This window comes from Achromobacter piechaudii NBRC 102461, assembly GCF_001571245.1.
GTDB classification, from domain to species: Bacteria; Pseudomonadota; Gammaproteobacteria; order Burkholderiales; family Burkholderiaceae_B; genus Achromobacter; species Achromobacter piechaudii.
The window spans coordinates 364,698-385,051 of the sequence record NZ_BCTK01000001.1; the positions used below are offsets into that span (position 1 = coordinate 364,698).

The following is a 20,354-nucleotide window of genomic DNA, read 5'->3' on the forward strand; positions in this document are numbered from 1 at the left end:
CGGAACACGCATGGCTAAGGGAAGCAGGGCGTACGCGTCGAAAACGCGCAAAAGCCGTGTGATGTGCCTGTGTTGACCCGACCGGGCCAGTTCTGGCCCGCTGCTTGTCGTTATGAATCTGCACCTACATGCAGCAAGGCCCGGACGCCTTGCCACCGTGCGACATCGAACCCGCGATGCGAATGACGTGCCCGCGTATAACCTGGCGCTTCGGTGGGCCCCACGAGTGCAGTGGCCGGATGAGATGGACGCGGAATCTCGCAGCGCGCCTTGATCGGCATGACCGCGCTTGCTGCCAGTGCCGTCTTGCGTCTTCCCGACGCCTCACCGTCACCAGCCTCGCCACCCCCATCCCCACCTCATTTCACGATACGCGCATCCAGGCTGTTATCCGCCAACGCCTTGGCCTGGGCTTGCGTCATGCCCAGATGCTCGTACAGCGAATGGAAGTTCTCGTTGACGTAGCCGCCGAAGTAGGCCGGATCATCGGAATTCACCGTGACCTTCACGCCGGCATCCAGCAGGGACAGGATGTTGTGATCGCGCATGTGGTCGAACACCCGCAGGCGCGTGTTCGACAAGGGACAGACTGTCAAGGGAATCTGTTCGTCGATCAGGCGGGCGATCAGGTTCGGGTCTTCGGCGGCGCGCACGCCGTGGTCCACGCGCAGTACCTTCAACAGGTCCAGCGCTTCCCAGATGTATTCCGGCGGGCCTTCCTCGCCCGCGTGGGCGACGGCGGGCAGGCCTTCAGCGCGGGCGCGGTCGAAGACGCGTTGGAACAAGCGGGGCGGAAAGCCCATTTCGCTACTGTCCAGGCCGACCGCGACAAAGGCATCACGAAACGGCAGGGCCTCGTCCAGCGTGCGCATCGCCTGTTCTTCCGGCAGATGGCGCAGAAAGCTCAGGATCAACCCGCTGGATACGCCCAGCTGTTCGCGCCCGTCCTGTAGCGCGCGGCTGATGCCGTCCAGCACCACCTTGAAGGGAATGCCGCGATCGGTGTGCGTCTGCGGATCGAAGAAGGGTTCGGTGTGCACCACGTTCTGCTCGCGGCACTTGCACAGGTAAGCCCAGGTCAGGTCGTAGAAGTCCTGCTCGGTGCGCAGCACGTTAGCGCCCATGTAGTACAGGTCGAGGAATTCTTGCAGATTGCCGTAGTTGTAGGCGCCGCGCAGGGCATCGATGTCGGGCCAGGGCAGCGCGACACCGTTGCGTTGCGCCAACTGGAACAGCAGCTCGGGTTCCAGCGAGCCTTCCAGATGCAGGTGCAGTTCCGCCTTGGGCAGTGCGTTGAGCCAGTCGTACATGGGTGCTCCGATAAAAAAGGGGCGTATTCAAAAGGGGAGTCAGGCCGCCAGCGCGACCTCGTCCGCCTGGATGGCCTGCGCCAGATGCGCCGCGAACGCACGCGCCTGGCGTGTGCTGGGGCGGTCGCGACGCCATATCGCGGCAAGCGGCGACTTCTTGATAGCGGGACGCGCGGGCAGCACAACCAGTTCTCCACGCGCTTGCCGCACCGTGGCCACGCTGCCGGGCAGCATCCAGAGATAGTGGCCGTCCAGCAGCATTTCGCGGCCGAACTCCAGGGACAGGGCGCCGATCATATCCGGAATCGGCAAACCGGCCTGGCGCAGGGACATTTCCAGCTCGCCCCGGATGCGGCTGCCGGGCAACGCCGTAATCCACGGATAGCCCACATAGTCGGCCAGCGTCGTGCCCGTCTGGCCGGCCAGTGGATGATGCACGGCGCATCCCAGCACGACGGCATCTTCCAGCAAGGTGGTTGAGCGGTAGATCTGCGGGTTGACGGTGGACGAGAAGCGGCTGATCAGCACGTCCAGCGCACCCGCGTCCAGGTCTTCGATCAGCCGTTCGTGCGTGCCGATCTCGATGGTGAGCGTGATGCGAGGATAGGCCTGCCGGAACGAACGTGCGGCCTGGGCGACCGGCCAGCCCGCGAACATGGAAAAGCAGCCCACGGTCAGGCTGCCTTCGTCACCGCGCGACACGGCGGCAAGATCGATCTCCGCCTTGCGAAAATCGGTCAGCAGCAGGCGGGCATGACGGCACATGGCCTCGCCCAGCGGCGTGCAGGTGGTGCCCTTGGCCGTGCGCTCGAACAGGCGCGCGCCGACAAGCTCCTCGATCTCGGCAATGGCGCGCGACAGGCCCGATTGCGTGCTGTGCAACTGCGCGGCCGCCTTGGACAGATTGCCCAATTCGGAAACGGTCAGCACGATTTCCAGATGACGGATGCGGAGCTTGCCTCGGAAGGGTGTCATGGCGAACGACCGGTGGGGATGTGCCGATTATTCTCTGCCGCGCACCGCTTGGCAACGCCGGATCCCGATTCATATATAGTCTTCGCCGGGCGAGACCTCAGACTAATCGCGCCGCGCTTCGCGTAAACGCGCGAGCCGGCAGAAAAGGCCATCCATGAATTCAAGCTTATCGGCCCCTTGCGCGCCGCGCCTTCGGACACTGCGCCGTATCTCAGCAGCCATGCTGCTGATGTGGGGCCTGAGCGCTTGCGGGGTGTCGCGCGTGGACGGGGTTCCTGTGTCCTGGCCCTCGTTCAAGAGCGGTGCGCCCTTGGTGCTGCCGTCGGATTCGGCGCAATGCCCGGACCTGGCCGGTGCGTACCGCGCGCAAGGTGAGTTTCGGGCGGGCGAGCCAACCGCTACGCTGAAGGACTTGCACACCTTCTTCGTCTATCCGCTGGACCTTCCCGGCATGCGCGATACGCCGTTGCCGGAGTGGCAATCCTCGGACGGGGCAACGGTGACGCTGTCGCCCGACGGCACGGGCTGGCAGGCGTTGGCGTTGGACGGGAAGGGCGCGCGGTCGAGCGGGCGACTGCCCATGCAAAATGGCGGCGAGGATCTGACGGATCTGTCAGGCGACAGCCGGATGGATCGGCCCGATCGCATCGAACGCCATACGGGCTGCACGCAAGGGCGTCTATGGGTCAGCGTGCGGCATGACTGGCGCCAGCACGAGGCGATGGGCGTGCGTCGTCACGTGGCAATGTTTCGCCAGGAAGCGGGCGGCCTGCTGGTGACCGTAGAGCGCGAGTCCGACACCCTTGGCCTGTTGCCGTGGTATTCCAATGAAAGCAGCGTGGCGCAGTACTGGTTCGCGCCCGCGCCCCGATGATCTTCTTCACTCTCTAACCATGACTCGCAGAACCCTGCTTATCTCTTTCTTGATCCTGGCTCTTTTCACCGTGCTGACCGCCTGGTTCTGGCGGCAGCAGTTCGCGCATACCGCGCCTTCGCTGCGCACGCTGATCGAAGATCCAGTGGCCAACGACGTGCATGTGTACGGCGAGTCGCCCCATCAGGACGCGCTGGCCCAGCGCGCGTTGCTGGCCGACGCCCAGCGCGGCAACCCCGACGCGCAGTTCATGCAGGGCTTGATCCTGGAGCAAGCCGATATGAAGGAGGCGCTGCGCTGGTACGAGGCCGCCGCCGCGCAGGGCCATGAGGCGGCCATCGAACGGCTGGGGCAGTTGCGTGAGCAAATGCCGACCCAATAGACATGGCCCGTAGCTCGCGCGCCGATTCCGCCGCCAGGACGGCTCTCTCGCCAACTGCCGTCGATACTTCAGTCGCTTCGGCGTTGGAACCGCCGCGTGCGCGTTTCGTATCGGGCCCCCTCGGACCGCACGTGCTCGAAATGGCGCTGACGGGTTGGGCAAGCATGCTGGCTGTCGTCGCCGTCGAGTTCCTGTCTTTGCTGTACCTGGGTACGTTGCAGGATGAGGCGGTGATGGGCGCGGTGGGTTTTGGTTCGATGACGCAGTTCACCATTACTTCCGTGTCCATCGGTGTGACGGTGGGAGGCGCCGCGTTGGTCTCGCGCGCATTGGGCGCGGGAAATCTGCCGCGCGCTCGCACCTTGGCCGGCGCTTCGCTGGTGCTGATGGCGGGCGCGGCGCTTGGCGCAGCCGCCGTTTACCTGGCGGCGATTGCGCCGTTTACGACCGCCATCGGACTGGCGTCTGAATTACGCGAGCATCTCTTGTCCTACGTCCGGATCACGACGCCGTTTGCCGTGGTGATGGGCGTGGGCATGATGTTGTCCACCTTGCTGCGAGCCTCCGGGCGAGGGCGGCAATCGATGTGGGTATTGCTGGCCGGCACCGCGACGGTCGCTGTGCTGGTTCCTGTTGCCATTTTTGTATTGGACGCAGGCATGCAGGGAGTTGCGTGGGCTGGCGGGGTGGGGCGCATGGTGACGGTGGCGTTGGGTGGGTGGCTGGTGTTTGGCAAGCATCGATTGGTCGACTGGCCGGGACGACGCGCCTTGCTGGCTGACCTTGCTGCGATTGGAAAGATTGCGCTGCCCGCCGCGCTGACGGCATTGGCGACGCCGGCGGCGGTGATTTTTACGGTGTCGACTTTCGCCACGTTCGGCCCCAGTGTTATGGCGGGGGCCACGGTGGTCGACCGAGTGCTGCAACTGGCCTATTCCCTCTACTTTGTGCTGCCGGGCGCAATTGGCCCCATTCTTGGACAGAATCTAGGCGCAGGCCAATGGGACCGCGTGAAACAGACGGTACAGCTCACGTCGCGCTGGGCCTTGCTGTATGGCTTGGGTGTGGCCACACTGCTTGCGGTGTTTGCGCCGTGGGTGGCAGACCTGTTTCAGGTGGTGGGTCCGGGACGCGACCTGATCATCTTCTTTTGCCGTTATGCCAGCTTCGCATGGGCGCTGAACAGCCAGTTCTTCGTGGCGATAGCCGTGTTCAATAATTTGGGCTACGCAGCGTATTCCACGATGATCGGTTGGCTGCGGGCGACGTTGGGGACCTTGCCGTTTGTTTGGCTGGGCGCTCATTACGGCGGGGCCGAAGGCGTGATGTTGGGACAGGGGCTGGCGTTCGCCCTGTTCAGTGTGATCGCGATTGCCGTTTGCTCGCGAGTGTTGCGTATGCCGCCAACCACGGATGCCACCGCCCGCGTTGCATAAGGAAACCCAATAGACGCAGCGGGTGTGGCCAGGGCACGCATGATGGTTCGATTTCAGCGGCTGGTCGCGGTACGATCCGGGCTGACTTCGATTTTTCAGGAATATCATGCGTCAGCGTTCATCGCGCCTTCGAATCGATTCCCTATGCCTGACCCGTGTCGTGCTCGCGGCGGCCATTACCGCCGCGACGGGCGTGGCGCACGCGCAATCGCCGGCCTCGGCGACGGGTTCAAGAGTCCAGTCCGTGCCTGCTCCGCCGCAGCCGTCGCTGACGCCCAAGCGCAGCTTCGATGACGTAGTCGCCGAGCAGGAAGCCGCCAAGGCAGGCGCCGCCGCAGCCACGCCAGCGCCCGCCGCTGCTCCCGCGCCAGCCGCAACGCCTGCCGCCGCAACTCCTGCCGCACCCCCCGCAACAACCCCTGCCGCCACCGCGACGCCTGGCTCCGCCGCCACCCCCGCCGCCGCGCCCACGGTCATCATCCCGACCGAGCTGGACACCAAGGCGTGTATCGCCAAGCTGCGCAAGGGCGCCACCGCCAACGGCCTGACCGTGGCTGACTGGGACAAGTACACCGCCAACGCCAAGTTGCTGCCCACGACCGTTGCATCCGCCAAGGGCCAACCCGAAGGTCGGGAAAGCTGGTGGGACTACATCGCCAAGACCGTGGACGATGAGCGCGTCAACGACGGTCTGGCCGTGATGAAGAAGGTCGGCCCGCAACTGTCCAGCATCGGCCAGCAATACCAGGTGGACCCGGCCACGCTGGTCGCGATTTTCGGCATTGAAACCAACTACGGCCGTCAGATCGGCAAGACCGATGTGCTCAACGCCTGGCTGACGCGCGCCTGCACTGAAAACAAAACCTTGTGGGAAAAGAACGCCTACGCGTCGGTGCGCCTGCTGCGCGACGGCACGGTGCCCGCGGACAATTTCGTGGGGTCCTGGAGCGGCGCGTTCGGCATGACGCAATTCATTCCGACGTCCTTCTACGAACTGGCTGCCGACGGCGATGGCGATGGCCGCATCGATCTGTACAACTCGCTGCCTGATGCGCTGGCGTCGACCGCCAATCACCTGCGCAAGCGCCGCGCCAAGTGGACGCATGGCTTGCCCGCCGTGGTGGAAGTGCGCGTGCCGGCTGACGTGGCCGCCGCCATCCCGCCCGAGCCCGACGCCGAATACGTGGGCACGCAAGATCGCCGCACGATCGCTCAGTGGGCGCAGGCCGGGTTGAAGCAGGGCGACGGTTCGGTGCTCAAGCTGCCGTCCGGCAATGACGAGCAAGCCTATCTGTTCGCGCCCACCGGCGCCAAGGGGCCGGTGTTTCTGGCTACGGTGAATTTCGACGCCATCCTGCATTACAACCAGTCGCGCCGGTATGGTCTGGCGGTGTCGCTGCTGCTCAATCGCCTGCAAGGCCGCCCCGGCATTATCGCGGCGTGGCCCACCGATGACCCCGGCCTGTCGCGCGCCGAGATCAAGCAGTTGCAGGAAGAGCTGTACGGCCGTGGCTACGACGTGGGCGAAGCCGATGGCATTCCGGGCGCCAAGACCCGCGACGCCGTGCGCGCGGAACAGGAACGCCGCAATCTGCCGCAGGACGGTCGGGTGGGCAAGCGCATCCTGGATGCGCTGAAGGCGGACAAGCCTGACGCCCTGCGCGCGCGGCCGGCGAATTAAGCCTGCCAAGCGGAACGGCTCATGTCATGCGCGGCTGCGCGCCGCTATGATGGAGTCGTTCCCCTTTCTATCCGAATGTCATGTCGCTGGCTGATTTTCCTGACGTTTTCCTGACGGACCGGCTGCGCGCCGAGCGCATGCGGCGCGAGCACCTGTCTTTCATCACCCGGATGCACGCCGACCCGGACGTGATGGCCACGATGGGCGGCACGCGCGACGCGGCGGCCAGCCGTCTTTACCTGGCGCAGAACGAATCCCACTGGGCCGATCACGGCTATGGCATGTACGTGCTGCAAACGCGCGAGGATGGCGCGACGGCAGGGCGCGCGGGCTTGAAGTTCACGGTCACGGACGACCGGGCCGCCATCGAACTGGCCTACGCGTTTGAACCGGGCTGCTGGGGCCGGGGCTACGCCTTCGAGATTTCCAACGCGCTGATCGCGCTGGGTTTCAAGCATTTGCCAGTCGACGCCTTGTGCGCGGTGGCCATCGAATCGAACGCGGCGTCGCGCAGGGTGCTGGAAAAAGCCGGCATGCGCTATGTAGGCAAGACGGCCAGCGACAAGAGCAACGCGAAAGTGCGCTATGCAATCCTGCGCGAAGACTGGCTGGCGCTGCAACGCGCGGCCGACGCCAGGGCGAGGCCACTGCCGCGTTAACATCCTGCCATGAGCACCACGACCTTTCCCGACGACGATCCCCCGCCAGTCCCCCCCGAACGACCCGCGCCCGACGAGTGCTGCAACAGCGGCTGCATCCCGTGCGTGTACGACCGTTACGACGAAGCGATGGAGACCTACCGCGAGGCGCTCAAGGCCTGGCGCAGCCGCCACGAAGCGAAGGACGCGCAGGGGTAGCGTGGGGGCGGCGCAGGGTTAGCGCGGGACAGCGCAGGGACAAGGCCCGGGCACTGCACGGACAGCGCAGGGCCAACGCAGGGTCAGCGCAGCGCAGCCCAGGCATAACGCGCCGGCGCGCACGTTCAAGCGCGCAGGCGGTCATCGGTTCGAATCAGCCGGCCAGTTTCATGTGAATGATCGGGAACGGGCGGCCGGCGTCGTCGTACGCCGAGCGGCCGGTGTCCACAAATCCATAGTGCTTGTAGAAGCCGTGCGCCTGCGGGTTCTGTTCGTTGACGTCCACCAGCAGCGTGCCGTGCAGCGACCGCGCGAAATTGAGCAGGCGGCGGCCAGCCCCCTTGCCGCGCTTGCTGGCGTCTACGAACAGCATCTCGACTTTGTTGCCGTTCAGGCCCATGAAACCGGCGAGCTCGCCGGTTTCGTCTTCACAGACCCATACCCGCACCGACGGCAGATAGGTGTTGAGGATCTGCGGGTACAACGCCTGGATTTCCTTTTCGCTCAGGAAGGAATGCGTGGCGCGCACCGAACGGAGCCAGATGTCCGCCAGGGCCAGGTCGTCGCCGTGGTTGCGTTCTCGGATGTTCATTTTCTTATTGGTCTTTACAGCCCAGAGCGATACAGGTCAGTCGCCGCCAGGACGGTTTCCATTTGTACAGTGTGCGCGAAGATGAAGCGGTCGCCGTAGACGGTTTCATCCGGAAACTCGGAAATCAGCGCCAGCGGCAGTTCTTCGCGGTCAGTCTCGGTGATCTGGACGGGAATGCCGTTCATGACGTCGAACCCGGTTTCGAGCGCATGCGCGTGAAAGAGTTCCAATTGCCGGGCATTGAATTGCACCAGCCCTGGCACATTGTGAGCCAGACGCGTGGTGACGCCTTCGATCAGCTTGCGTGCCCGTTCGCCCCAACCCGGGTGATGGCGCAGCACCAGGAAGAAGCCCTTCGGAATGGTCCACAGCTCGAAGTTGCGGGGCAGGTAGCCGGACAGCGGCCGGGTCCATTCGTGGGCGGGGTAGCCGTGCAGATTGATGTGCAGCTGCGCGCCGCTGATGGCGTGCGCCTGATGGCGTCCGTCGCGCTCGAAGAAAGGAGCGTGCTCGCGGTAGGCGATATCGTCGCCCAGCGCGCTGTAGCGCGAGGCGTGCAGCATGTGGCGCGGGTGATGTTCGCGCAGCCGGTTAAAGAGCGCGTAGCCATCGGGGTTTTCCGAGGCGATCAGTGCGAAGTGCGCGTCGCCGCGTTCGGCCAGCGCCTGGGCGGCGCGCAGCGCGCCGACAACGCCCGAGGTTTCGTTGGCATGCTGCGCGCCCGAAATGAAGACCGCCGGACCTGGGCCGCGCACATACGTGCCCAGCACGGGCCGGCCTTGCCGCGAGACCGCCTGGAACGCGTCGCCGCCCAAGGCCGCCACGCAGCCGGCGATCTCGGCAGCCGCCAGCGGATCGCGGCGTTGCGCCAGGGGCGCATCGGGCAAGGCGGGCGTCAGCGGCGCGACCGGGGCAAACGGCTCAAGCGAGATCTGCACACGTGCCGCGCCGTCATGGCGGCGGATGTCGGGAATGATCTGGCCCGGTTGCAGGCCACGATCGCCCGACGGGCGGCCCGAGTGATGCTGGAAGTGTTCCAGCAAAGTGAAATACACGTCCTCGTGCAGGGCCTCGAAGGTGCTGACGATTTCTTCGTCGACCGGCAGCGCGAAATCCATGCCGGGCAGGTCCACCCGGATTTCCAGGCGGTCGAAGTACGGCTCGTGCGCGCCCCAGGGGTGGTTGCGCACGGTATCCACGATGCTGCGGAACACCTGCTGGTATTCGGTCGATTGCGCGCCATCGGTCTGCACGGCGCCGTCGGCATCGCGCACGCGCAGCCAGCCGGTGGGCGAAAGCTCGGGCGTTCCATCCTGGGCGGCGCCGACGACGTTGGGCGCGAACACGCGCGTGTCGATCTGGCGGCCATCCGCGTAGGTCAGCGTGACGTCGTAGTGCAGGTCGGCCGCGCCGGCTTGCAGGTCGACCTGCACGTCCGGCAGCAGGGCGATCAGCGGATAGGCTTCCAACGTGAAGCGCTTGGCCTGCGCATGTTCATGCAGCGGGTAGCGCACGCGCGCGGACACCAGGCCGTCGCGCTCGACTTCTTCCAGAAAGAAATGCACCAGCGGTTTGTACGCGCTGCGAAAGCGCGCGGTGACGCCGGCCTGCGCCAGCCGGGCTTGCGCCGCGCGGCGGGCTTCCACGCCTTCGAACAGCCAGCCTTCTACGACCGCGCCGCGCCAGGCGGGCGCCATGTAGGCGTGCGTCCAGGCGTCCAGCGTGCGGTCAAATGTTTTTTCAAGCAAAGACATGCTTAGTGTTCCTTCGGGTTTCTTGCGGCATCCGGCAAAGAGACAAATGCCCCTTGCGGGGCATCTGATCTTTTACACCTTTCCGGTCGGGTCCAGGCGGTCGCGCAGCCAGTCGCCCAGCAGGTTCAGGCCCAGCACGGTCAGCATGATCGCCAGCCCGGGGAAGACGCTGACCCACCATGCGGTCTGCATATAGGTACGGCCATCGGCCAGCATGCCGCCCCAGCTGGGAATCATCGGATCGACACCGAGCCCCAGGAAGGTCAGGCTGCTTTCCAGCAGGATGTTGTTGGCCACGTTCAAGGTCATCAGGATCACCAGCGGGCCCAGCAGGTTGGGCACGATATGGTGGCGGATCATGGCCAGGTCACGTACGCCAAACGCGCGCGCGGCCAGCACGAACTCGCGCTCGCGCAGCGCCAGCACCTGGGCGCGCACCAGTCGCGCGTACTGCACCCACTGCGACACGATCATGAAGAAGATGACGTTGAACAGCCCGCCGCCCAGGATGGCGATGAACGTGATGGCCACCAGGATGAAGGGCAGCGCCAGTTGCACGTCGGCGAAACGCATGACGATCATGTCCCAGAAGCCGCGGTAGTAGCCGGCGATCAGGCCCATCACGATGCCCAGCAGCGCGCCGCCGATCACGGACGCAAAGCCGACCATCAAAGAGATCTTGCCGCCCACGATGACGCGGGCCAGTACATCGCGGCCCAGCGGGTCGGTGCCAAAGGGATGGGCGGCCGAGGTGAACGGCGCCATCAGGCGCGCGGACAGGTCCATGGCTTCGCCGCCATCGGGGAACAGCCAGCCCGAGGTCAGCACCAGCAGGATCATGACGCCGGTGAGCAGCGCGCCCAGCACGAATTCCAGCGAACGGTAGCGGCTGCGCGGCTTGACGGCCTTGGGCGCGGCGGTAGGAGTGGTGGTCTGCATAAGGCTCAACGCGTGCGGATACGGGGATCGACGATGCCGTAGGCGATGTCGACGATCAGGTTGACCAGGACGATGACGGTGGCCAGCACGGTGACCGTGCCTTGCAGAACCGGGTAGTCGCGGCCGGAAATGGCGTCGAACGCCAGGGTGCCCAGGCCAGGCCAGTTAAAGACCATTTCGATCACGACGATGCCGCCGATCAGGCCGCCAAATTGCAGGCCCAGATACGTGATGAGCGGAATCGCGCAGTTGCGCAGCGCGTGCTTGTACAGCACCACGCGTTCTTTCAGGCCCTTGCTGCGCGCCACCATGATGTACTGCGCCGACAGCGTTTCCAGCATGGTCGTGCGCACCAGGCGGATATTGGTGGCGCTGAGAATGATGGCCATGGTCAATGACGGCAGCACCAGGCTGGCCGGCCCGCTCCAGCCGGACGGCGGCAGCAGCGGGAAGGTGATCGACAGCAGCAGCACCAGCATCAACGCCAGCCAGAAGTTCGGAAACGACAGGCCCACCAGAGACAGGATGCGAATCGCCTGGTCGGTGGCCTTGCCGCGCTTGATGGCGGCCTGAATGCCCAGCGGCAGCGAAATCAGGATCGAGACGATCAGCGAGGTGAACGCCAGCATCAGCGTGGCGGGCAGGGCGTCGCCAATCAGCTTGGCCACCGACGTGCCGCCCATGAAGCTGCGGCCGAAATCGCCGTGCAACAGGCCCTGCATGTACGACAGGTATTGCTCGTGGAAGGGGCGGTTCAGGCCCAGTGCCTGGCGGATGTTGGCCAGGTCCTGTTCGGTGACGCTGCCCGATCCCTGACTGAGCATCAGCGCGGGGTCGCCGGTCAGGCGCACGGCATAGGAGACAAGCAGCGTCACGGCGACGATCACGAAGATCGCCTGCAACACGCGTTTAATGAGAAATCCGGTCATGAATCGCCGCCTCGGCTTGCACCGGGGCGGATCGCTAATGTTGATGCTGCAATACGCATCGCGCTGGCGGGATGCGGGCACGCGGCGCGCCCTATGCTACGGGCGCGTCGCGTTGTCACAAGGGTTATTCCACGCTGGTTTCAAGGAAGCGGAAGCGGATGTCGCCCGGAACTTCCAGATTCTTCACGCGCTTGTTCACGCCAACGATGGTGTTCAGGCTGTACAGCGGCATTTCCAGCGCCTGATCGGCCACGTAGGTGGCGATTTCCTGCAACATGGCTTCGCGCTTCTTCACGTCGTAGACGGTGCGTTGCGCTTCGAGCATGCCGTTCAGCTTGGCGTCGTTGTCATACGGGTTCCACTTCTGGCCCGAGTGATACATCAGGTACGCGGTGTTGTCGTAGTCGTACGTCCAGCCGCCCCATTGGTTCTGCCACATTTCGCCCGTCTTGCCGCCCGGGATGATGTCGTTGAGCAGCACGCCGGTTTCATAGGGTTTGATGGTGGCGCGCACGCCCACGCCTTGCAGGTAGCCCGACACGGCCTGAGCCACTTCGCGGAAGTTCGAATCGCTGCCGCGCACGTCGATCTGTACGGTGGCGCCGGGCTTCACGCCGGCTGCGGCCAACAGCTTCTTGGCTTCGGCGGGGTTGAAGGGCAGGGGCTTTTGTTCGGGGTTGTAGCCAAACGATTGCGGACCCTGGAAGCTGGCGATGACCTTGGCCTGGCCCAGCAGCAGCTGCTTGACGATGGCCTCGCGGTCCACCGCCATGATCAGCGCGCGGCGCACGTCACGGTTTTGCGTGATGCCGCCCTTGGTGTTGTAGCGCAGCGCGAAAGCGACCGGGCCGCCCGTCGAGATGACGTCGGCGTTGCCCGACTTCTTGACCGTCTCGATCAGGCCCAGCGGGATCAGCGTGGCGATGTCGACGCGGCCCGCTTGCAGCTCGGCGACCTGGGTGCCGGGTTCGCTGATGAAGCGGTACACCACCTTGTCCAGCTTGGGCTTGCCGCCCCAGTATTCATCGTTGCGCGCGAGCGTCACGTTGACCTTGGGCTGATAGCTTTCAAACTTGAACGGGCCGGTGCCGACCGGGTTCGTGTTGAAGTAGTCCTCGCCCTTTTCCTTGATGTACTTGGGCGGCACGATCATCGCGCCATAGCCGGCCAGCTTGGTCAGCAGGACGGGGTCGGGCTGCTTCAGGATGAAGTCGACCGTGTAGTCGTCCACCACCTTGATCTCGCCGATGGAGTCGTAGTTGGACTTCTGCGGGCCCTTGGCGCCTTCCGCGCCCAGCAGGCGGTCGAACGTGAACTTGACGGCTTCAGCGTTGAACGGTTCGCCGTTATGGAACTTGACGCCTTCGCGCAGCTTGAAGCGCAGGCGCTTGTTGTCGTCCAGGTATTCCCAGCTGGTGGCCAGGCCTGGCTGCAACTTCAGGTCGGCGCCGCGCATCGTCAGGCCGTCGTACAGGTTGCCGCCGACCGAGCCCCAGAAGGTCACGAAGGTGTCGATGGGATCCCAGCTGCCCGGGTCCTGGTTGATGGCCACGCTGAGTGTGCCCGCGGCATGCGCGGTCGAGAAGACGGCGGGCAGCGCGCCGCCCAGCGCCAGGGTCAGGGCGGTGGCGGTGAAGGTGGTGCGTAGGAATTGCATGGTCGCTCCAGGGACGGGAACTCGGATCACACCGAGGAAAAGTAAGGGCTGTCTCTATGCCGCGCGGGCCACTTGATGGCCGGGCGCGAATTCGATCAGCGGAATGATGGCCGGTTCGTCGCCGACGCGGCGTACCGGGCTGGGGATTTCACCTTCGATCAGCGAGGTGTCGATATGGCGGCCGGGTTCGGCCACCGGTACGGCGGCCAGCAGCTTGCGCGTGTACGCATGCTGAGGAGATTCGAAGATCTGGCGACGCGTGCCCAGTTCTACGATCTGGCCCAGGTACAGCACCGCCACGCGATGGCTGACTTTTTCCACCACCGCCATGTCGTGCGTGATGAACAGGTACGACAGGCCGCGATCTTTTTGCAGGTCCATCAAGAGGTTCAGGATCTGCGCCTGGATCGACACGTCCAGCGCCGACACAGATTCGTCGGCGATGATCAGCTTGGGGTTGCTGGCCAGCGCGCGGGCGATGCACACGCGTTGACGCTGGCCACCAGAAAATTCGTGCGGATAACGCCGGGCGTGCTCGGGCTTCAGGCCGACCTGTTCCAGCAATTCGCCCACGCGGCGGGCGATGGCTTCGTCGCCATGCAGCAGGCCGTGCGTGCGGATGGGTTCGGCGATGCTGAAGGCCACCGTCTTGCGGGGATCCAGCGACGCGTAAGGGTCCTGGAAAATGTATTGGATTTCCTGGCGCAGCCGCTGACGGCCGGCGGCGTCCATCGAGAAGACGTCCTGGCCGTTGTAGCGCACCGCGCCCGAGGTCGGGGCCACCAACTGCTGCAAAGTCTTGCCGATGGTGGACTTGCCGCTGCCGGATTCGCCCACCAGCGCCAGCGTTTCGCCGGGGTAGACGTCGAAGCTGACTTCTTCCACGGCATGCACGCGGTGCGTGACGCGGCCGAACAGATTGTGGCCGACATCAAAACGCGTCGTGAGCTTGTCAACGCGCAACACCGGTTCGTCGTAGGTGGCGGTGTCCTGTTCACGCGTTTCGCCCACTTCGCGCAGCGTGTCGCCATCCAGTACGGTTTGCGGCGTGCGCAGCGGCAGATCGCGGCCGGTCAGGCTGCCCAGGCGCGGCACGGCGGCCAGCAGCGCGCGCGTGTACGGATGCTTGGGCGCGTTGAAGATGTCCTCGACGGTGCCTTGCTCGACTTTCTTGCCGCGCAGCATCACGACCACGTCATCGGCCATCTCGGCCACCACGCCCATGTCGTGCGTGATGAAGATGACGGCGGTGCCCAGGTCGCGCTGCAACTCGCGGATGGTGTTCAGGATCTGGGCCTGGATCGTCACGTCCAGCGCGGTGGTGGGCTCGTCGGCGATCAACAGGCGCGGCTGGCAGGACAGGGCCATCGCAATCATGACGCGCTGGCGCATGCCGCCCGACAGTTGGTGCGGATAGCGGTCCAGCAGTTGTTCGGCATCGGGCAGGCGGACCTTTTCAAGCAGCTTGCGCGCCGACTGGCGCGCCGCCGAACGCGACAGTTGCTGGTGCAGCATGATGGCTTCGACGATCTGGTCGCCAATCGTGAACACGGGGTTCAGCGACGTCATGGGCTCCTGGAAGATCATCGCGATGTCGTTGCCGCGTATGGCGCGCATCTGCTCGTCGGTGGCCTGGGTCAGGTCGGTTTCGCGGCCATCGTTGTCGCGGAACAGGATCTGGCCGGTGGCGATGCGCCCGTTCGAGTAGTCCGTCAGCCGCATGATCGCCATGGACGTCACCGACTTGCCCGAACCGGATTCGCCGACGATCGCCAGCGTCCGTCCCGGCTGGACGTCGAAGTCCAGGCCGTCGACGGCGCGGAACACGCCATTGTCGGTATTGAAATCAACCGATACGCCGCGCACGGACAGCAGCGGGGCGGAGGTAGAGGCGATGGAGCTAGACAACGTGGATTCTCACAGCGAGGTGGCGGCGCGGGCGGCCTGGTCGTACAAGCCCGAGAGGGCGCGCAGGGTGTTGGCCAATTGGTGGCTGGCGTCATCCGCCGCGGGCGAGTCGATGAACGATTTGACGAGGCACTGCTCGCGCACTTCGGCATAGCGCGCAATGGCGGCGGCGCCGGCGTCGGTGGTGGTGTAGATCACTTCCTTGCCGGTCTTGGCACTTTGGACCACACCCAGGCGCTCAAGTTTCTTGAGCGAGTAATTCACCAGATGGGTGTCTTCAACGTTCAAGGTAAAGCAGATGTCGGCCAGCTTCTTGCCGCGCCCGCGATGGAATACGTGGTTCAGCACCAGGATGTCCAGCGAGGTCAGGTCAGGCAGGCCGGCGCACGACATGCAGCGCACCATCCAGCGATTGAACGCGTGCGACGCGATGATCAGGCCGAATTCCACCTCGGACAATTGCGGGGCGGAGGTGGCCAAATGAGCGGAAGAAACGATGGCGTCCCGGATGGAAGCAGTCATGGCAAGGGCAAGGGGACGGATCGATGATAAAACGTTGGCGAATTATTGACGATTTGTTTGTATGGAGGCATTCGGGATAACCCTGGGTAATAAGGGACTGCATTCTCGTAATACCCACGAGCCGTTGTCGGACCAGGTCAATTCGTGCGTGGGACCGATCCGGGCTAGGAAAACCGCGTCGTGCGAGACCACCGCCATGGCGCCGGGATAGTGGGCCAAGGCGTCTTCCAGCGCCTGCACCGAGGCCAGGTCCAGGTGATTGGTGGGTTCGTCCAGCAAGAGCAATTGCGCCGGCTGCTTGCGCCAGAGCGCGCAGGCGAGCGCGGCCTTGATGCGTTCGCCGCCGCTCAGGGTGGCGGCGGGCGCCTGGACTTGGGCGGGTCCCAGGCCCAGCAGCGCCAGGCGGCTGCGCAGTTCGCCCGGTGCAAGCGTTGCGCCCAGACCGTCCAGGCTTTGCAGCAGCGACATGTCGTCGCGCAATCCGCTTGCGCGTTGGTCCAGCATTGCCGTGGGGACGCGCACATCGCAACGACCGTCGCGAGCGCAAACTTCGCCAGCCAGCATCGCCAGCAGCGTGCTTTTGCCGCAGCCGTTGGGCCCCTGGATCGCCAGCCGGAAAGGGCCGTCCAGGGTCAGCGTGATCGGTCGCGCTTGTGTTGGATAGGGAGGGCGCGCGCCTTCCAGATGCAGCACGCGCCGGCCGGCGGGCACGCTGGTGTCGGGCAAGGCCAGGGCGACGCCTGCTGCCATCGGCGCATCTTGGGCGGCCTGCCTGACGGCGTCTTCCAGCGCGGAGCGCGCTTGTTCGCGGCGCAATCGTTCACGTCCGGCGTGCGCCTGGGCGCTGGCCTTTTTGCCGCCCAGCAGGATCGCGGCCTGGTTGGTGTCGCGAGCGTTGCGGCGATTGCGCGCGCTGCGTTGCTGCTGCGCGTCGTGCTGTTCGCGCAGGGCGCGCAGGCCGGCCGCCCGTTCGTTGCGGGCATGCGCCAGCGCGGCGACAGCGGCGGCGTCCTGTCTGTCGCGGTGAGCGCGCCAGGCGCTGTAGTTGCCGGCGTGTCCGGTCAGCTCGCCATCGTCCAGTTCGGCAATGCCGTCCATCGCATCCAGCAATTGGCGGTCGTGGCTGACGACAATCAGCGCGCCTCGCCACGCATGGATCTTGTCGATCAGCCAATCCCGCGCTTGCGCGTCAAGGTGGTTGGTGGGTTCGTCCAGCAGCAGTCCATCGGCCTCTTGCAGGAAAGCGCCCGCCAGCGCCACGCGGATCAGCTCGCCGCCACTGGCCGCGCGCGCGGGATGCTCGGGCGGCCAGTCCGGCAGGCCGGCATCGCCCAGCATGCGCGCCCAATCTTGATGAATCAGCCAATGATCTTCGGCCAGATCGAAATCCGCGCGGTCTGTGCTGCCTGCCTCGATACGAGCCAGCGCGCGAAAGCGGTGGCCGAGTCCCGCAACGTCCGCCAACGTGCTGTCGTCGGGGTAGCTGGGCGCCTGCGGAAGATAGATGATGCTGGCATGCCGGGTTACGCGGCCGGTCTGTGGCGGCACAGCGCCTGCCATCACCTGCAACAGCACGGACTTGCCTGCGCCGTTGCGGCCGATGAGGCCGTGGCGTCCAAGAGGGAAGTCGTAGCTGATGTCGTCAAGCAGGACACGCCCATCGGGCAGCGCCAGGCTGACGTGCTGCAAGCTGATGAAGGTGGACGCGGATTGCGTCGGGGAATGCGCCGACGGGGGCGCGCTGTAAGACCGGGCCATGGATAGCTCTCCAGAACAATGAAACGCTTTGCGTGGCGGGCGGCAATCGACGCATGCCAAGGGCAAAGAGGTATCGGAAGGAGGGCTTAAAGAATCATGGCCTTGCGGGTCTCCAGGGGGGCGTCTTCAAAGTGACGCCAAGGAATTTGATCTCGCCCGGGGGGGGGCGAACGGCAGGGGGTTTGAAGCGCGTCGCCCACGAAAGTTCCCGAGCGACGCGGGCATCAGTTGTCCAGCAGACGCAGATCGGGCGGGCGGTTTTCGATGATGGCTTCCATACTGAAAAAGCCCGTCACCGTAGACAGTTCAAAGTCCGTGATCAGCTTTTGATAGAAGCGATCGTAGCCCGCCATGCCTCGGCAGACGACTTTGATCAGGTAATCCCAATCGCCGCCGATGCGGTAGAACTCCGTCACTTCGGGCAGGCGCTCGACGTGCTGCCGAAAACCGTCTGCCCAGACCTTGGCGTGGTGGCTGGTGCGGATCATTACGAATACGGTCAGGTCCAACCCCAGCGCAACCAGGCTGACCTCGGCGCGCGTGCCGCGAATGATGCCGCAGGCGTTCAAGCGTTGAAGCCTGCGCCAGCATGCGTTCTGGGAAAGTCCAACCCGATCGGCAAGCTCGCGCTGCGACAGGGAACCATCTTTTTGCAGGCAAGAGATGATGCTCAGATCAAGTTTGTCTATTTTTTCAAGTTGATCGTTCATATGACCCAATATCCGAAAATATAAGCAAAATAACGGTGATGTTTGTTGTTGGCTTCCATCGTATGATATTTCGGATCTATTGGAAGACCACCATGACTACGCTTACCGCCACGGCCACGAACCCCGAAGGTCCGTTGCAGCAGTTTCAGAACAGCCTCAACACCCCTGATATCGCCGCCCAGCTTGCCGATGGTTTGATCGGCAAGGATGCCGTCATCGAAGGACCCTTTGGCCGCAAGCCTTTGGTCTATGCCGACTACGTGGCGTCCGGCCGCGCGCTGATGCAGGTCGAGCGCTTCGTCATGGAACAGGTGCTTCCCTATTACGCCAATTCCCACACCGAAGCGTCGTACTGCGGTGGCTACATCACCCGCTTGCGCCGCGAAGCCCGCGCCGCGATCGCGCGCTGCTGCGGCGCCGACGACGCGCACGCAGTGATCTTCGCGGGGTCCGGCGCGACGGCCGGCATCAATCGCCTCGTACATCTGTTTGGCGTACACGCGGCGGTGGCGGCGGGCAAACCGGTCCGGGTCATCATCGGGCCTTACGAACATCATTCCAATATCCTGCCGTGGCGTGAATGCGGCGCGCAGATTGTCGAAGTCCCGGAAGCCGAGCTGGGCGGGCCCGATCTGGCCGCGCTGGACGCGGCGCTGCAAGCGCCCGAAGGCACGCTGGTGGTCTGCGCGTTGTCGGCTGCCTCTAACGTGACCGGCATCGTGGCCGACGTGGCCGGCATCACGCGGCGCGTCAAGCAGGCGGGCGCAAAAATGTTGTGGGACTACGCGGGCGGTGCGCCGTACCTGCCCATCCACATGACGCCGGCCCCGGATGCTTCAATCGACGCCATCGTCTTTTCACCGCATAAATTCATTGGCGGGCCGGGCGCTTCCGGCGTGCTGATCGTTCGTCGCGACGCTGTGCTCGACACCACGCCGACCTGGCCGGGCGGCGGCACGGTCAAATTTGTCTCACCCGAGGGGCACGACTACAGCGCCAGCCTGGAATCGCGCGAAGAGGCGGGCACGCCGAACGTGGTGGGCGATATCCGCGCCGCCCTGGTGCTGTTGGTCAAGGACGCGCTGGGCGCGGACTTCATGCGCCAACGCAATGCCCACTTCGTGCAGCGCGCGCTGGCCGCGTGGAAGGGCGCCAAGCAATTGGAACTGTTGGGCTCGCTGTCAGCCGAGCGCCTGCCGATCTTCTCTTTTCGCGTCAGCGACGGCAAGGGCGGCCATGTGCACCAGCAATTGGTGACGCGCATGTTGAGCGACCGTTTCGGTATTCAGGCGCGCGGCGGTTGCGCCTGCGCGGGGCCGTATGTCCACCGCCTGCTGGGCATTGGACAGACACAGTCGCGGCAGATGCGGCAAGCCATCCTGGATGGCCGTGAAATTGAAAAGCCCGGCTTCATCCGCTTGAATTTCAGCGTGCTGCTGTCCGATGACAAGGCGGATTTCATCTTGAATTCCGTCTTGGCGCTGGCCGCCGACGCCACGCAATTCGAAGCGCGCTATGGCTTCGATCCCAGCCGCGCGATCTTCTTTCCGCAAAGCGTCGAGATGGAAATGTCCATCTGAGGCTGACGCCGGTCTTTCGGTCTTTCGTTCAGCCCGACGAGCCGGCGGTCAATCTTTCATGTAGCGGCCGCAGGTACGCACCCAGGCCGCTTTCGAATCGGCAAGTTCTTCGGACGCCCGCGTCAGTTCGCGCACGACCTTTTCCGGGAACGCCGTGCCCTTGCGGCGGCACGCCTCGAAATCATCACTGAGCGCGAAGCGCGCGTCCAGCAGATCCAGACGGCCCTGGCAGAGCTCGCGGTTCAATTGCAGATCGTTGGCGGCTTCGCGCGTGCGCTGCACATCCTGCGCGCGCTTGATGGCGGCCGACTGGCCGTCGATGCGCGCGACGCAGTCTTCATCCGCATGGGCGAGACCGGCTGCGCATGCCGTCATGATGAGAAAAATGGCCAGTGGCCGGCGGTGCTTGGCTGCCATGCGTAAAACCCTGGTGTGGCGTGGCCTGCATCATAACTGGTGCGAAAGAGGGCTCATGCGATTGCGAGGCGGG

At 64.7% G+C, this 20,354-nt stretch carries 19 protein-coding genes; 7 read left to right on the forward strand and 12 right to left on the reverse strand.

Features of this window, described 5'->3' with window-relative positions; translation table 11 throughout:
- Positions 1 to 359: 359 nt before the first annotated feature.
- Both API01S_RS01760 and API01S_RS01765 read right to left on the reverse strand, forming a co-directional pair.
- Positions 360 to 1,310 (reverse strand): adenosine deaminase, encoded by a 951-nt coding sequence (locus API01S_RS01760; protein WP_050730029.1) that lies wholly within the window; start codon positions 1,308 to 1,310, stop codon positions 360 to 362.
- 39 nt (positions 1,311 to 1,349) lie between these two features.
- The gene (locus API01S_RS01765; RefSeq protein ID WP_050730030.1) at positions 1,350 to 2,285 is read right to left on the reverse strand and encodes a LysR family transcriptional regulator; all 936 of its coding nucleotides are present in this window, start codon (positions 2,283 to 2,285) and stop codon (positions 1,350 to 1,352) included.
- Between the two features lie 220 nt (positions 2,286 to 2,505).
- Here API01S_RS01765 and API01S_RS01770 point away from each other — a divergent pair, with 220 nt between their 5' ends.
- The 6 genes from API01S_RS01770 (at position 2,506) to API01S_RS01795 (ending at position 7,515) form a co-directional block, all read left to right on the forward strand.
- The gene (locus API01S_RS01770) at positions 2,506 to 3,159 is read left to right on the forward strand and encodes a hypothetical protein (protein ID WP_061302852.1); all 654 of its coding nucleotides are present in this window, start codon (positions 2,506 to 2,508) and stop codon (positions 3,157 to 3,159) included.
- 19 nt (positions 3,160 to 3,178) lie between these two features.
- The gene (locus API01S_RS01775) at positions 3,179 to 3,541 is read left to right on the forward strand and encodes a hypothetical protein (protein ID WP_061302854.1); all 363 of its coding nucleotides are present in this window, start codon (positions 3,179 to 3,181) and stop codon (positions 3,539 to 3,541) included.
- Positions 3,542 to 3,681: 140 nt separating this feature from the next.
- Positions 3,682 to 4,977: an MATE family efflux transporter gene (locus API01S_RS01780; protein ID WP_084802373.1), complete on the forward strand. Its 1,296-nt coding sequence runs from the start codon at positions 3,682 to 3,684 to the stop codon at positions 4,975 to 4,977.
- 106 nt (positions 4,978 to 5,083) lie between these two features.
- The gene (locus API01S_RS01785) at positions 5,084 to 6,658 is read left to right on the forward strand and encodes a lytic murein transglycosylase (RefSeq protein WP_061302858.1); all 1,575 of its coding nucleotides are present in this window, start codon (positions 5,084 to 5,086) and stop codon (positions 6,656 to 6,658) included.
- An 80-nt stretch (positions 6,659 to 6,738) separates the two neighbouring features.
- Complete coding sequence (locus API01S_RS01790; protein ID WP_061302860.1) at positions 6,739 to 7,317, forward strand: GNAT family N-acetyltransferase; 579 nt, start codon at positions 6,739 to 6,741, stop codon at positions 7,315 to 7,317.
- A 9-nt stretch (positions 7,318 to 7,326) separates the two neighbouring features.
- Entirely contained in the window at positions 7,327 to 7,515 is a 189-nt protein-coding gene (locus API01S_RS01795; RefSeq protein ID WP_061302862.1) for an oxidoreductase-like domain-containing protein, read from the forward strand.
- A gap of 154 nt (positions 7,516 to 7,669) precedes the next feature.
- Here the strand turns inward: API01S_RS01795 and API01S_RS01800 are convergent, their stop codons facing one another.
- The 9 genes from API01S_RS01800 to API01S_RS01840 form a co-directional block, all read right to left on the reverse strand.
- Positions 7,670 to 8,107: an acetyltransferase gene (locus API01S_RS01800; RefSeq protein ID WP_006220373.1), complete on the reverse strand. Its 438-nt coding sequence runs from the start codon at positions 8,105 to 8,107 to the stop codon at positions 7,670 to 7,672.
- A gap of 14 nt (positions 8,108 to 8,121) precedes the next feature.
- Complete coding sequence (locus API01S_RS01805; protein WP_061302864.1) at positions 8,122 to 9,861, reverse strand: M14 family metallopeptidase; 1,740 nt, start codon at positions 9,859 to 9,861, stop codon at positions 8,122 to 8,124.
- 72 nt (positions 9,862 to 9,933) lie between these two features.
- A complete protein-coding gene (locus API01S_RS01810; RefSeq protein WP_061302866.1) occupies positions 9,934 to 10,800 on the reverse strand; it encodes an ABC transporter permease in 867 nt (288 codons plus the stop codon).
- Positions 10,801 to 10,805: 5 nt separating this feature from the next.
- Positions 10,806 to 11,729, reverse strand: a complete 924-nt coding sequence (locus API01S_RS01815) for an ABC transporter permease (RefSeq protein WP_006220370.1) — start codon at positions 11,727 to 11,729, stop codon at positions 10,806 to 10,808.
- A gap of 124 nt (positions 11,730 to 11,853) precedes the next feature.
- The gene (locus tag API01S_RS01820; protein WP_061302868.1) at positions 11,854 to 13,386 is read right to left on the reverse strand and encodes an ABC transporter substrate-binding protein; all 1,533 of its coding nucleotides are present in this window, start codon (positions 13,384 to 13,386) and stop codon (positions 11,854 to 11,856) included.
- 54 nt (positions 13,387 to 13,440) lie between these two features.
- Positions 13,441 to 15,294 (reverse strand): ABC transporter ATP-binding protein, encoded by a 1,854-nt coding sequence (locus API01S_RS01825; RefSeq protein WP_050730039.1) that lies wholly within the window; start codon positions 15,292 to 15,294, stop codon positions 13,441 to 13,443.
- A gap of 9 nt (positions 15,295 to 15,303) precedes the next feature.
- Positions 15,304 to 15,816 carry a winged helix DNA-binding protein gene (locus API01S_RS01830; RefSeq protein WP_006220367.1) on the reverse strand — a complete coding sequence of 171 codons (513 nt, stop codon included), beginning with the start codon at positions 15,814 to 15,816 and terminating at the stop codon, positions 15,304 to 15,306.
- A gap of 42 nt (positions 15,817 to 15,858) precedes the next feature.
- A complete protein-coding gene (locus API01S_RS01835) occupies positions 15,859 to 17,574 on the reverse strand; it encodes an ABC-F family ATP-binding cassette domain-containing protein (RefSeq protein WP_061302870.1) in 1,716 nt (571 codons plus the stop codon).
- 224 nt (positions 17,575 to 17,798) lie between these two features.
- Positions 17,799 to 18,284 (reverse strand): Lrp/AsnC family transcriptional regulator, encoded by a 486-nt coding sequence (locus API01S_RS01840; RefSeq protein WP_061302873.1) that lies wholly within the window; start codon positions 18,282 to 18,284, stop codon positions 17,799 to 17,801.
- A gap of 92 nt (positions 18,285 to 18,376) precedes the next feature.
- Between API01S_RS01840 and API01S_RS01845 the strand changes: the two genes are divergently transcribed.
- Positions 18,377 to 19,864 (forward strand): aminotransferase class V-fold PLP-dependent enzyme, encoded by a 1,488-nt coding sequence (locus tag API01S_RS01845; RefSeq protein WP_061303800.1) that lies wholly within the window; start codon positions 18,377 to 18,379, stop codon positions 19,862 to 19,864.
- 48 nt (positions 19,865 to 19,912) lie between these two features.
- Here the strand turns inward: API01S_RS01845 and API01S_RS01850 are convergent, their stop codons facing one another.
- Positions 19,913 to 20,281, reverse strand: a complete 369-nt coding sequence (locus API01S_RS01850) for a hypothetical protein (protein ID WP_061302875.1) — start codon at positions 20,279 to 20,281, stop codon at positions 19,913 to 19,915.
- Between the last annotated feature and the right edge of the window lie 73 nt (positions 20,282 to 20,354).

Excerpts from the sequence above, each read along its gene's own strand:
- API01S_RS01840 (WP_061302873.1), bottom strand. The coding sequence starts at position 18,284 with ATGAACGATCAACTTGAAAAAATAGACAAACTTGATCTGAGCATCATC.
- API01S_RS01815 (WP_006220370.1), bottom strand. The coding sequence starts at position 11,729 with ATGACCGGATTTCTCATTAAACGCGTGTTGCAGGCGATCTTCGTGATC.
- API01S_RS01770 (WP_061302852.1), top strand. The coding sequence starts at position 2,506 with ATGCTGCTGATGTGGGGCCTGAGCGCTTGCGGGGTGTCGCGCGTGGAC.
- API01S_RS01765 (WP_050730030.1), bottom strand. The coding sequence starts at position 2,285 with ATGACACCCTTCCGAGGCAAGCTCCGCATCCGTCATCTGGAAATCGTG.
- API01S_RS01790 (WP_061302860.1), top strand. The coding sequence starts at position 6,739 with ATGTCGCTGGCTGATTTTCCTGACGTTTTCCTGACGGACCGGCTGCGC.
- API01S_RS01820 (WP_061302868.1), bottom strand. The coding sequence starts at position 13,386 with ATGCAATTCCTACGCACCACCTTCACCGCCACCGCCCTGACCCTGGCG.
- API01S_RS01775 (WP_061302854.1), top strand. The coding sequence starts at position 3,179 with ATGACTCGCAGAACCCTGCTTATCTCTTTCTTGATCCTGGCTCTTTTC.
- API01S_RS01760 (WP_050730029.1), bottom strand. The coding sequence starts at position 1,310 with ATGTACGACTGGCTCAACGCACTGCCCAAGGCGGAACTGCACCTGCAT.
- API01S_RS01805 (WP_061302864.1), bottom strand. The coding sequence starts at position 9,861 with ATGTCTTTGCTTGAAAAAACATTTGACCGCACGCTGGACGCCTGGACG.
- API01S_RS01780 (WP_084802373.1), top strand. The coding sequence starts at position 3,682 with ATGGCGCTGACGGGTTGGGCAAGCATGCTGGCTGTCGTCGCCGTCGAG.
- API01S_RS01830 (WP_006220367.1), bottom strand. The coding sequence starts at position 15,816 with ATGACTGCTTCCATCCGGGACGCCATCGTTTCTTCCGCTCATTTGGCC.
- API01S_RS01795 (WP_061302862.1), top strand. The coding sequence starts at position 7,327 with ATGAGCACCACGACCTTTCCCGACGACGATCCCCCGCCAGTCCCCCCC.
- API01S_RS01785 (WP_061302858.1), top strand. The coding sequence starts at position 5,084 with ATGCGTCAGCGTTCATCGCGCCTTCGAATCGATTCCCTATGCCTGACC.
- API01S_RS01800 (WP_006220373.1), bottom strand. The coding sequence starts at position 8,107 with ATGAACATCCGAGAACGCAACCACGGCGACGACCTGGCCCTGGCGGAC.
- API01S_RS01845 (WP_061303800.1), top strand. The coding sequence starts at position 18,377 with ATGACTACGCTTACCGCCACGGCCACGAACCCCGAAGGTCCGTTGCAG.
- API01S_RS01810 (WP_061302866.1), bottom strand. The coding sequence starts at position 10,800 with ATGCAGACCACCACTCCTACCGCCGCGCCCAAGGCCGTCAAGCCGCGC.
- API01S_RS01850 (WP_061302875.1), bottom strand. The coding sequence starts at position 20,281 with ATGGCAGCCAAGCACCGCCGGCCACTGGCCATTTTTCTCATCATGACG.
- API01S_RS01835 (WP_061302870.1), bottom strand. The coding sequence starts at position 17,574 with ATGGCCCGGTCTTACAGCGCGCCCCCGTCGGCGCATTCCCCGACGCAA.